Source organism: Streptomyces soli, from assembly GCF_003999195.1.
Taxonomy (GTDB): Bacteria; Actinomycetota; Actinomycetes; order Streptomycetales; family Streptomycetaceae; genus Actinacidiphila; species Actinacidiphila soli.
The window spans coordinates 1-11,134 of sequence record NZ_RJVR01000282.1 but is presented as its reverse complement, the minus strand read 5'-3'; the positions used below and the strand labels follow the sequence as shown (position 1 = coordinate 11,134).

11 protein-coding genes are annotated in these 11,134 nt (G+C 70.3%); 4 read left to right on the top strand and 7 right to left on the bottom strand.

The window, feature by feature from the left end:
• A partial coding sequence (locus EFK10_RS30845) for a TerD family protein (protein ID WP_164836215.1) occupies positions 1–387 on the top strand: 387 nt, incomplete at its 5' end.
• A 739-nt stretch (positions 388–1,126) separates the two neighbouring features.
• Here EFK10_RS30845 and glnA read toward each other — a convergent pair.
• Complete coding sequence (gene glnA / locus EFK10_RS30840) at positions 1,127–2,539, bottom strand: type I glutamate--ammonia ligase (protein WP_127358946.1); 1,413 nt, start codon at positions 2,537–2,539, stop codon at positions 1,127–1,129.
• Positions 2,540–2,739: 200 nt separating this feature from the next.
• Between glnA and EFK10_RS30835 the strand changes: the two genes are divergently transcribed.
• Positions 2,740–3,207 (top strand): RDD family protein, encoded by a 468-nt coding sequence (locus EFK10_RS30835; protein ID WP_127358945.1) that lies wholly within the window; start codon positions 2,740–2,742, stop codon positions 3,205–3,207.
• Positions 3,208–3,283: 76 nt separating this feature from the next.
• Here the strand turns inward: EFK10_RS30835 and EFK10_RS30830 are convergent, their stop codons facing one another.
• From EFK10_RS30830 to lipB, 4 genes are all read right to left on the bottom strand, one after another.
• The gene (locus EFK10_RS30830; RefSeq protein ID WP_127358944.1) at positions 3,284–3,967 is read right to left on the bottom strand and encodes a DUF4191 domain-containing protein; all 684 of its coding nucleotides are present in this window, start codon (positions 3,965–3,967) and stop codon (positions 3,284–3,286) included.
• A 74-nt stretch (positions 3,968–4,041) separates the two neighbouring features.
• Positions 4,042–4,248 carry an SCO2195 family GlnR-regulated protein gene (locus EFK10_RS30825; protein WP_127358943.1) on the bottom strand — a complete coding sequence of 69 codons (207 nt, stop codon included), beginning with the start codon at positions 4,246–4,248 and terminating at the stop codon, positions 4,042–4,044.
• A gap of 190 nt (positions 4,249–4,438) precedes the next feature.
• Positions 4,439–5,380, bottom strand: a complete 942-nt coding sequence (gene lipA / locus EFK10_RS30820) for a lipoyl synthase (RefSeq protein ID WP_127358942.1) — start codon at positions 5,378–5,380, stop codon at positions 4,439–4,441.
• Between the two features lie 76 nt (positions 5,381–5,456).
• Positions 5,457–6,275, bottom strand: a complete 819-nt coding sequence (gene lipB, locus EFK10_RS30815) for a lipoyl(octanoyl) transferase LipB (protein WP_127358941.1) — start codon at positions 6,273–6,275, stop codon at positions 5,457–5,459.
• Positions 6,276–6,512: 237 nt separating this feature from the next.
• Between lipB and EFK10_RS30810 the strand changes: the two genes are divergently transcribed.
• Complete coding sequence (locus EFK10_RS30810) at positions 6,513–7,970, top strand: regulator (RefSeq protein ID WP_127358940.1); 1,458 nt, start codon at positions 6,513–6,515, stop codon at positions 7,968–7,970.
• 292 nt (positions 7,971–8,262) lie between these two features.
• On the opposite strand, the gene EFK10_RS30805 is transcribed toward EFK10_RS30810, so the two are convergent.
• Complete coding sequence (locus tag EFK10_RS30805) at positions 8,263–9,486, bottom strand: NAD(P)/FAD-dependent oxidoreductase (RefSeq protein WP_127358939.1); 1,224 nt, start codon at positions 9,484–9,486, stop codon at positions 8,263–8,265.
• A gap of 90 nt (positions 9,487–9,576) precedes the next feature.
• Positions 9,577–10,473 carry a TIGR01777 family oxidoreductase gene (locus EFK10_RS30800; protein ID WP_240677576.1) on the bottom strand — a complete coding sequence of 299 codons (897 nt, stop codon included), beginning with the start codon at positions 10,471–10,473 and terminating at the stop codon, positions 9,577–9,579.
• Positions 10,474–10,522: 49 nt separating this feature from the next.
• Between EFK10_RS30800 and EFK10_RS30795 the strand changes: the two genes are divergently transcribed.
• Positions 10,523–11,026, top strand: a complete 504-nt coding sequence (locus EFK10_RS30795; RefSeq protein ID WP_127358937.1) for a GNAT family N-acetyltransferase — start codon at positions 10,523–10,525, stop codon at positions 11,024–11,026.
• Positions 11,027–11,134: the final 108 nt, after the last annotated feature.

Here is an 11,134-nt window from a genome sequence, read left to right as displayed (position 1 = left end):
AACAACCTCGCCAGCCCGGACCGCTCCGTCGAGCACAGCGGTGACAACCTCACCGGCGGCGGGGACGGCGACGACGAGCAGATCAAGGTCAACCTCGCGGCCGTTCCGCCCCAGGTCGACCGCGTCGTCTTCCCCGTCTCCATCTACGAGGCGGAGAAGCGCGGCCAGAGCTTCGGCCAGGTCCGCAACGCCTTCATCCGCATCGTCAACCAGGCCGACAGCCGGGAACTGGCCCGCTATGACCTCACCGAGGACGCCTCGTCCGAAACCGCCATGATCTTCGGTGAGCTCTACCGCAACGGCGCGGAGTGGAAGTTCCGTGCCATCGGCCAGGGCTACGCCTCCGGGCTCGCCGGTATCGCAGGCGACTACGGGGTGAACGTGTAGTCCGACTGCGCCCGTACATCCCCGTACGAACTGTGCCGCCGCCTCGGAGCGGCGGACGGCCGCGCAGGCCTCCAAGACCGGAGCCTCGCCCACACCCCCGCGGGGGCGCCGGTCGCATGCTGGAGCTGCCAAGGAGCTGGGAGAGATCAATCGCCCGAACGGGCTGCCTCATTACCAGGCGAGTTGGGCGAGACCGAGCCGCTCGGGCTGCGCCGCGGGTGCGTTTGCCGCGACCTGATCGATCTGCACGTCGAGGGAATCCGGGCCTTGCCCCGTGATCGTGGACACCCCGAACAATCTCCTCATCAACACCCCCCGAGCAGGCAGTACTCGGCCCCGCTGTGGCGTATCGCCGATAAGTGACGCAACGTCCCGTAGCTGAATGGTCGTTTCAGCGCGCCTTCGTCACGACAACCGGAGAGTCAATCGGCTGAAGGTTGTCCGTCCCAGGGGTCGCTCCGTGGGGGAGGACCTTGCGTTTGTCTGCGCCATCGACGTTGCATCTGCATTTCGACGTCCGGACAACACCAGGCCCTCGTCGCTCTCCGTGAAGAGCGACGAGGGCCTGGTCAATCCTGACGATCCATCAGCTTTACAAGATCATCTTGCGCATGTGTAGTCACAAGAGGCTGAAAAATGCTGATGGCCGATCATGGTTGTTGAAGGGTTTTTTCCAGGTCGGACGCCGTCTGTGCGACCTGGACCCCATGCCCCACAAGGGCCGTTATGTCCCAGCGGCTTAGATGTCGAAGTAGAGCTCGAACTCGTGCGGGTGCGGGCGCAGCTGGATCGGGGCGATCTCGTTGACGCGCTTGTAGTCGATCCAGGTCTCGATGAGGTCCGGGGTGAAGACACCGCCCGCGAGGAGGAACTCGTGGTCGGCCTCGAGGGCGTCGAGGACGGCCGGGAGGGAGGTGGGGACCTGCGGGACGCCGGCGTGCTCTTCCGGGGCGAGCTCGTAGAGGTCCTTGTCGACGGGCTCGGCGGGCTCGATCTTGTTCTTGATGCCGTCGAGGCCGGCCAGCAGCAGGGCCGAGAAGGCCAGGTACGGGTTGCTGGACGGGTCGGGGGCGCGGAACTCGATGCGCTTGGCCTTGGCGTTGGCACCCGTGATCGGGATGCGGATCGCGGCGGATCGGTTGCGCTGGGAGTAGACCAGGTTGACCGGGGCCTCGAAGCCGGGGACCAGGCGGTGGTAGGAGTTCACCGTCGGGTTGGTGAAGGCGAGGAGCGAGGGGGCGTGCTTGAGGATGCCGCCGATGTAGTAGCGGGCGGTGTCCGAGAGGCCCGCGTAGCCCTGCTCGTCGTAGAAGAGGGGCTCGCCGCCCTGCCAGAGGGACTGGTGGCAGTGCATGCCGGAGCCGTTGTCACCGAAGATCGGCTTGGGCATGAAGGTGGCGGTCTTGCCGTTGCGCCAGGCGACGTTCTTCACGATGTACTTGAAGAGCATCAGGTCGTCGGCGGCGGCGAGCAGCGTGTTGAACTTGTAGTTGATCTCGGCCTGGCCGGCGGTGCCCACCTCGTGGTGCTGGCGCTCGACCTGGAGGCCCGAGGCCTCGAGCTCCAGGGAGATCTCGGCACGGAGGTCGGCGAAGTGGTCGACCGGCGGGGTCGGGAAGTACCCGCCCTTGTAGCGGACCTTGTAGCCGCGGTTGTCCTCGAGGGCACCGGTGTTCCAGGCGCCGGCCTCGGAGTCGATGTGGTAGAAGGACTCGTTGGCGCTGGTCTGGAAGCGGGCGCTGTCGAACACGTAGAACTCGGCCTCGGGGCCGAAGTACGCGGTGTCGGCGATGCCGGTGGAGGCGAGGTAGGCCTCGGCCTTCTTCGCCACGTTCCGCGGGTCACGGCTGTACTGCTCGCCGGTGATCGGGTCGTGGATGAAGAAGTTGATGTTGAGCGTCTTGTCCTTGCGGAACGGGTCGAGCCGTCCGGTGGAGAGGTCCGCGCGCAGGGCCATGTCGGACTCGTGGATGGCCTGGAAGCCGCGGATCGACGACCCGTCGAACGCGAGTTCCTCGGTCGGGTCGAAAGAACCGACCGGAACCGTGAAGTGCTGCATCACACCGGGCAGGTCGCAGAACCGGACGTCCACGAACTTGACGTCCTCATCCGAGATGAACTTCTTCACCTCGTCGGCGTTCTGGAAAGACATCCAATTCCTCCTTGGCCCGGCCAGCGGCGACCGGATTGCAGCTCTCAGGTGCGACCAGTGCGGTGGCGCACGTTGGACCCGACCATAGGGATCAGGGATTTCCCCATCATGACCCATTTGTTTCCTAGAGGTTAACCGCTCCCCCGTGAGAGTGACGGCCCAACGGCGGCTTGCCTAGTACGCAGCAGTACGGTGGACAGGTGGACAACAGGGAAGCAATCGGATCATGGCTCTCCGGCCCCAAGGCGGCCGCCGAGCAGGCAGGCGTCGAGTTCGGCTACCGCGGTGAGCGGCTCGGGCTGCCGAAGGACGGACCGGGTTCGATCGCCCCGGTGGGGCGGCGGATCGCGGCCGTTCTCATCGACTGGCTTCTGTGCAGCTTGATCGCATACGGCTTGATCGCGCAGGGTAATGCGATCGCCGCCAATCGCTGGGCGTATGTCGTGTTCGTCGCGCTGAGCGTCCTCACCCTCGGCACGATCGGTATGACCCCCGGCAAGCGGCTGCTGCGGTTGCGCGTGGTGCGCCTCGACGGCAGCCGGCTCGGCTTCGGCGGGGTGCTGCTGCGGACCCTGCTGCTGCTCCTGGTGATCCCGGCGGTGATCTGGGACCGCGACACCCGGGGGCTGCACGACAAGGCCGTGGGCGCGGTGCAGGTCCGGCTCTGAAGCGAAACGAATATGGGCCGGGCCCGGAGAATTTATCTCCGGGCCCGGCCCATATTCGTACGCGTTTCGTATGCGATCAGCGGCCCTTCGGCATCCGCATCCCCTTGGGCATCGGACCCTTCGGAATCGGCATGTTCTTCATCAGATCGCCCAGGGCTCGCAGCCGGTCGTTGACCTCGGTCACCTTGGGGCCGGGGAGTACGCGCGGCAGCTTGAGCAGCGTCGTACGAAGCTTCTTCAGCGGCACCTCGCCCTCACCGGTGCCGACGATGATGTCGGTGACCGGCACGTCGATGACGACGCGCGCCATCTTGCGCTTCTCGGCTGCCAGCAGGCTCTTCACGCGGTTCGGGTTGCCCTCGGCGACCAGCACAATGCCGGCCTTGCCGACCGCGCGGTGGATGAGGTCCTGGCTCTTGTTCATGTTCACCGCCGGGGTGACGGACCAGCCGCGCCCGACGTTCTCCAGGACGGCCGCAGCGGCGCCCGGCTGGCCTTCGAGCTGGCCGAAGGCGGCCCGCTCGGCGCGGCGGCCGAAGACGACCGCCACCGCGAGGAAGGCGAGCAGGAAGCCCAGGATGCCCGCGTAGATGGGGTGACCGATCAAGAAGCCGACAGCGAGGATGACACCGAACGTGACGATGCCCACACCTGCTAGGACGAGCCCGACCTTGGAGTCGACCCGCCTGGTCATCTTGTAGGTCTGGACGATCTGCTTAAGACGCCCAGCGGTACTGCTCTCGGATGATTCCCTCGCCATGCGGCACAGGATACGTGCCCCGTGTCGCGGAGGCCCCACCGGAGGGGTGGGAAGCCCCAGGAAGCCCTACGGTCCTACTGCACGCCGAGGGAGTCCAGGACGTGCTGGGCTTCCCGCCGGTCCTTCGCGCGCTGGCGGTCCTCCACGACGGCCGACCACGCGTTGCGGCGAGCGGTCTGCTCCGCACCGCGCAGCAGGAACGATTCGACGACGCGCAGCGCGCCCGCGACGGAGGCGGCGGGGTGGATGGAGCTCTGGCGGACGTGCGCGGCCGGCTGCATGTGGGTGTCCCCCTAAGGACGCTCAGAATCGTAAGGGAGTGCGTGAATCCAGAGTCACCACATTGTGTTACCAGGCGGTGACTTGTCGGTCAAACTCCCATGAAACCCTGACGAGTGCTTCCCCGCGACCCGGCACGTCAGCCGCCCGGCCCCCGCCCCCGGCGTGAGCGAACACACAACCCGGAGGAGCTCAGCCCCGGGCCGCCAGCGCCTGCTGGAAGAGCCGCCCGGCCCGGTACGAGGAGCGCACCAGCGGCCCGGACATGACGCCGGCGAAGCCGATCTCCTCGGCCTCCTCCTTCAGCTCAACGAACTCCTGCGGCTTCACCCAGCGCTCCACGGGGTGGTGCCGCACGGTCGGCCGCAGGTATTGGGTGATCGTGATCAGCTCGCAGCCCGCGTCGTGCAGGTCGTGCAGCGCCTGGCTGATCTCTTCGCGCTCCTCGCCCATACCCAGGATCAGGTTGGACTTGGTGACCAGACCGGCCTCACGCGCCCGCGTGATGACCTCCAGCGACCGCTCGTAACGGAACGCCGGGCGGATCCGCTTGAAGATCCGTGGCACCGTCTCGACGTTGTGCGCCAGCACCTCCGGCCGCGCGCCGAAGACCTCGGCGAGCTGCTCCGGTACGGCGTTGAAGTCGGGGATCAGCAGCTCGACCTTCGTACGGCCGTCGGCGCGGTCCGCCGTCATGGCGTGGATCTGGCGCACCGTCTCCGCGTACAGCCAGGCGCCGCCGTCCTCCTGGTCGTCGCGGGCGACGCCGGTGATGGTGGCGTAGTTCAGGTCCATGGTGACCACGGACTCGCCGACCCGGCGCGGCTCGTCGCGGTCCAGCGCCTGGGGCTTACCGGTGTCGATCTGGCAGAAGTCGCAGCGCCGCGTGCACTGGTCGCCGCCGATGAGGAAGGTCGCCTCGCGGTCCTCCCAGCATTCGAAGATGTTGGGGCAGCCCGCCTCCTGGCACACGGTGTGCAGGCCTTCGCCCTTCACCAGCGCCTGCATCTTCGTGTACTCGGGGCCCATCTTCGCCCGGGTCTTGATCCAGTCGGGCTTGCGCTCGATGGGGGTCTGGCTGTTGCGGACCTCCAGACGCAGCATCTTGCGGCCCTCAGGTGCGACAGCGGACACGTCCGACTCCCTCTAGCGACTTCTTTTCCATGGCGAACATCAGCGTACGCCCGTACATTCCTAAACCCTGGGGGGCCTAGACGGCCCGGGGAAGCGGTTCGGCCGACTCCAGGACGGCCCGCAGATGCTTCTCGACCACCGGGACCACCTCCGCGACCGTGACGTCGCGGCCCAGCTCGTCGCTGAGCGAGGCCACGCCCGCGTCCCGGATGCCGCAGGGCACGATCCGGTCGTACCAGGTGTTGTCGGGATTGCAGTTGAGCGCGAAGCCGTGCATCGTCACGCCCTTGGCGACGCGGATGCCGATCGCGGCGAGCTTGCGGTCCTCGCGGCGCTGGCCGGCGTTGGACGGGGCGTACTCCGGGCCGCTCAGCCGGGGGTCGAACTCTCCCTCCTTGCCCGCCTTCGGCGAGGAGGGGCCCACGTCGTGCCTTAGCCGGGGGTCGAAGTCCAGGGTCAGCCCCGGGACCGCGGGCCGGTCCTCCACCGGGTCGCCCAGCACCCACACACCGCTGCGGCCCTCGACGCGTGCGGTCTCCAGGCCGAACTCCGCGCAGGCGCCGATCAAGGCGTCCTCGAGCCGTCGTACGTGCGCGACCACATCCACCGGGCGCGGCAGCTTCACGATCGGGTAGCCGACCAGCTGCCCCGGGCCGTGCCAGGTGATCTTGCCGCCGCGGTCCACGTCGACCACCGGAGTGCCGTCCAGGGGGCGCTCGTTGTCCTGCGTACGCCGCCCGGCGGTGTAGACCGGCGGGTGCTCCAGCAGCAGGCAGGTGTCCGGGATCTCGTCCGCGAACCGCGCGGCATGCACCCGGCGCTGCTCCTGCCATGCCTCCTGGTAGTCCACGGCTTCCCCGCCGAAGCCCAGGTGGACGAATCGCAGGTCACTCACGGCGGCTCTCCTCTGTGTGGACTCGTACGCACTGGCAACTGTACGTCCGGGTCCGCCGTGCCCCGTAGGTGGCCTCGATAGCAGCCGGGCTCGACGGAGGGAAGGATTCCGGCCGTAAGTACCCCCGGAATTCACCCGATCCGGCGAATGCGAGGCTCAGGTAGTGAGCGGGTCGCCACGGACGGTTACATTCACGCCTTCTGGAGCAAGCCCGGAAGGCAGGGGACCGCACAGCCGATGACCGACCGATCCACGCAGCGCTCTCCCAATCGTCGGCTCGCGGCCCTCATCGCTGAGGCCGGATTCTCCAACGCAGGGCTCGCCCGCCGCGTGGACCAGCTCGGCATAGAACACGGCCTCGATCTGCGTTACGACAAGACCTCCGTCACCCGCTGGCTGCGCGGTCAGCAGCCGCGCGGCACCACCCCCGCCCTCATCGCCGAGGTCTTCACCCGCCGCCTGGGCCGCCGGCTGTCCGCGCAGGACCTCGGGCTCGACGCCGTCGCCCCCGTCTACGCGGGCCTGGAGTTCGCCGGCTCCCCCGAGGAGGCCATCGACATCGTCGCCGGGCTCTGGCGCAAGGACACGGGCGGCCAGACGGACCTCCGCAGGATCGCGTTCACCCCGGCCGGGCTCGTCGTCCCCAGCCGCGACTGGCTCATCGGCCGCGCCGACGACCGCGTCTCCCGTGGCCCCGCCGGGGCCGACCCCCCCGTCCCCCGGGTACCCGCGCAGACCCGGGGCCCGGGTGCGGCGGCCACCCCCGCGCGTACCGGCGGGCAGCGGCTCACCATGGGCGACGTCGCCGCGCTGCGCTCCGTCGGCGAGCTCTTCCGCTCCCTCGACAACGCCTACGGCGGCGGCCACGCCCGCCAGGCCCTCGTGCGCTACCTCGAGTTCGAGGCCGAGCCCATGCTGCGCGGCTCGTACGGCGAAGCCCTCGGCCGCCGCCTCTTCGCCGCGGTCGCCGACCTCACCCGGCTCGCCGGCTGGACCTCGTACGACATCGGCGCCCACGGGCTCGCCCAGCGCTACTTCGTCCAGGCCCTGCGCCTCGCCCAGGCCGCCGGCGACCGCGTCTACGGCGGCTACGTCCTGGTCACCATGAGCCGCCAGGCGGTGTACCTGGGGCACGGCCGCGAAGCCGTCCAGCTCGCCCGCGTCGCGCAGCAGGGCGTCGGCTCCGGCGCGCCGCCCATCGTCCAGGCGCTCCTCCACGCGGCCGAGGCCCGCGGCCACGGCATGCTGGGCGAGGTCCGCGCCTGCACCGCCGCCCTCGTCCGCGCCGAGCGCGCCCTCGAAGCGGCCCGCGGTGGCGACGACGTCCCCTACTGGGCCCGCTTCTTCGACGAGGCCCAGCTCGCCGACGAGTTCGGCCACTGCCACCGCGACCTCCAGCAATACCGCGCCGCCGCCCAGCATGCTGAACGCTCCCTCCAACTCCGCGCCCCCGCCTACGCCCGCTCCCGGCTCTTCTGCCGCGTCGTCCTCGCCACGGCGCGGCTCGGGCTCGGCGAGCTGGACGCGGCGTGCGCGCTCGGGGCGGAGGCGATGCAGCAAGCGGCGGACATGCGGTCGCTGCGGGCCGTCGAGTACGTACGCGACCTCGGGCGCCGCCTCGAGCCCCACCGCGACGCGCCCTCGGTCCGGGCCTTCCACGAGCGCGCCGCGCTGCTCGGCATGCTGCCGGCGTGACCGGGGGGTTGACCTCCCCCCAGACTTTCGTCTGGGTGGGGGAGGACCCCCTCCCAGTGTCTGGCTTCGTACTTCGCGGGTCACCCGTTCAGTTGGCTCTCCCGGGAGTGCGCGACCGAGTGTGACGGGTCGGGTGATCGACGTGTATCGAGTCGGCGTGAGGAAGCATGAATGTCGATCGAATCCGATCGCGCCGCAGCTTCCGGGAGCGGCCCGGTTCACCTGAATCAGCCACCCGCGAAGTACGGATCTAGCTGAGGGAGGTGGGCACAACCCGGCCACGGACCTGAGGTTAGGCGGCGACGGGAACCGCCCCGTACCCCGGGCGGATGCCCAGGTCGCGCAGCGCGCGGAAGGCCGCACGCCGCCCGGAAAGCAGGGCACCCTGCACCGTGCTGGTGTCGCGGTGGTCGCCGCAGACGTAGAGGCCTTGGAGGATGCGGACGGGGCGGCGGAGGTCGTGAGGGGCGGGCATGGCGGGGACGGCCTCGGGGTCGTGGTGGACGGCGAGGAGTTCCCAGCCGGCGGTGGGGACGCCGTAGAGGTCGGCGAGGTGGGCGCGGACCAGGGAGTCGGGGGCCGGGGGGCCGAGGATGACGGACGTCACGAGGGCGCGGCCGACCGGGGCGCGGGAGGGGTCGACGACGCTGGCCGGAATGGAGTGGGAGACGGGTCCGCGGCGGTCGGCGTCAAGGACGAGGGAGGGCTCGCGCAGCGGAGCGTGCGGCGCCGCGTGGTGGACGACGGTGACGCCGTGGAAGCCCGGCACGCGCAGTCCCGGAAGCAGTGCGCCCGCCGCGCTGGCACCGGTCGCCACGATGACGCCGCGGGCGGCCAGAAAACCGCCGTCCTCGGTGAGCACGCCGTTCGTGGCGGCCGTCATCGCGCGCACCCCGAGCCGTACCGCCCCCGGCGGAAGCGCGGCGGCCAGCCGGTGCGGTACGACGGCGGCACCGCCGGCGGGCAGGCAGGTACGGCCCTTGGCGAAGCCCCGCAGAACCAGGTCGGCACAGCGGCTGGACGTACCGAGCTCGGCGTCGCAGAGCAGCGCGGTCAGCAGTGGCCGCAGGAAGCCGTCGACGGCGCGCGGCGCGAAGGCGGCGGACAGGGCGGCGGCAGCGGTGGTCTCGGGCCGGGCGAGCAGCCGTTCCGGGGGAGTGGCGGCCAGCTTGCCGAGCCCCGACCGCAGCCGTGCCCGGTCCAGGGCCCGGGTGCCCGTACGCGTACCGGAGGAACGGACCACCGCGCCCGGCGCGAAGGGCCGCAGCGGCAGCCCCTGCAGCCCGGGCGTACGCCGTAGCTCCGGGTAGGACGAGTTGAGCAGTTGCGGCCCCCGGTCGAGGCGGAAGCCGTCCACCTCGTCGGTCGCCATGCGCCCGCCGACCCGGTCAGCGGCCTCGATGACGGTGACTCTCACTCCCGCGCTGGTCAAATGGTGTGCCGCGGACAGACCGGCGAGGCCCGCTCCGATCACGCACACATCGGTAACGTCTGTTGGGCGTGCTGTTGAGAGCACGATGCCCCTCCCCGAGGTCGGCACGGTTCCCCGCTCGCGTCAGCTGCGCTGGAACCGTCATGCCCACAACTCGAGCACGCCAAGCCGTAGTTATCGGCCGAGCGCCGCTCGAATCGCGCCGTCGATCTTCGGGAAGGCGAAGGCGAAGCCCGAGTCGAGCAGCTTCCCCGGCCGCACCCGGAAACTGCCCAGCACATCCCCGGCGAACTCCCCGAGCGCGGCCCGCAGCACCGGCCCCGGCACGGCGAAGAGAGCCGGCCGGCGCAGCACCCGCCCCATCGCGGCGTTGACCTCCCGGTTGGTGACCGGTTCCGGCGCGGTCAGGTTCACCGGGCCCGACAGCGTCGGGGTGTCGATGATGTGCCGCAACGCAGCGATGTGGTCGTGCAGCGCGATGAACGACCAGTACTGCCGCCCGTTGCCCAGCCGCCCGCCCAGCCCCGCCCGGTAGAGCGGGAACAGTCGCCCCCACGCCCCGCCGTCTCGCGCCACGACCAGCCCGGTCCGGGCGTACGCGGTCCGCACGCCCGCCTCCTCGGCGGCCGCCGTCGCCTCCTCCCAGGCCTGGCACACCTCGGCGAGGAAGCCGTCGCCCGGCGCATCGTTCTCGTCCACCGCGCGGTCGCCCGTGTCGCCGTAGAAGTTGACCCCGGAAGCGCTGACCAGCACCTGCGGCGGGCTGTCCATGGACGCCACCGCCTCGGCGATCGCCGCCGTCCCCAGCACCCGGCTCTCCCGGATCTCCCTCTTGTACGCCTCCGTCCACCGGTGATCCCCGACCCCGGCCCCCGCCAGGTGCACGACCGCCTCACAGCCGCGCAGCCCGGCGACGTCCACGTACTGCCGCTCCGGGTCCCACCGCACCTCGTCCGGCGCGGCAGGCTCCCTCCTGACGAGCCGTACGACCTCGTGTCCGTCCGCGCTCAGCGAGCGGGCGAGAGCGGAACCGATCAATCCGGCCGAGCCGGTCACTGCGATGCGACGCATGAGGCAATAGTGCCTCGCGTTGCCGCGCCCCGACTGGCAAGGTGGCCGAATGGCCGTCACCGACCGCACCACACGCATCCGGGTCCGTCCTGCCGCCCTCACCGACGACGCGGGCCTCGCCCGCCTGGACCACGACACCTGGTCGACGCTGCATGCCGTGCAGCCCCGCCCGGATCCCGGGGCGCCGTTCTTCGACGCGCGCCACACCCCGGACGCGTACCTCGTGGCGGAGGCCGACGGCGTACTCGCCGGCTACATACGCCTGGTGCCGGCGACTCCGCTGGCCTGCAATACGCACGTCTGCCAGATCCAGGGGCTGGCCGTGGCGGACACGGCGCGCGGTCAGGGCGTCGGGCGGGCGCTGGTGTCGGCCGCGATGGCCGAGGCACGGGCGCAGGAGGCCCGCCGGATCACGTTGCGGGTGCTGGGGCACAATGCGCCGGCCCGGCGGCTGTACGGGTCGCTCGGGTTCGCGGTGGAGGGTGTGCTGCCGGGGGAGTTCCTGCTGGACGGGGAGTATGTGGACGACGTGCTGATGGGCCGACCGTTGTGAGTGACCTCAGGATCGGGTAGGCGGGCCGGTTCTCCCGGCCCGCCCCCCACACCACCGGACATGCGGGCCCGCATCCGGCGGTTCGTCTAGCTGATCTCAGGCGGTCCT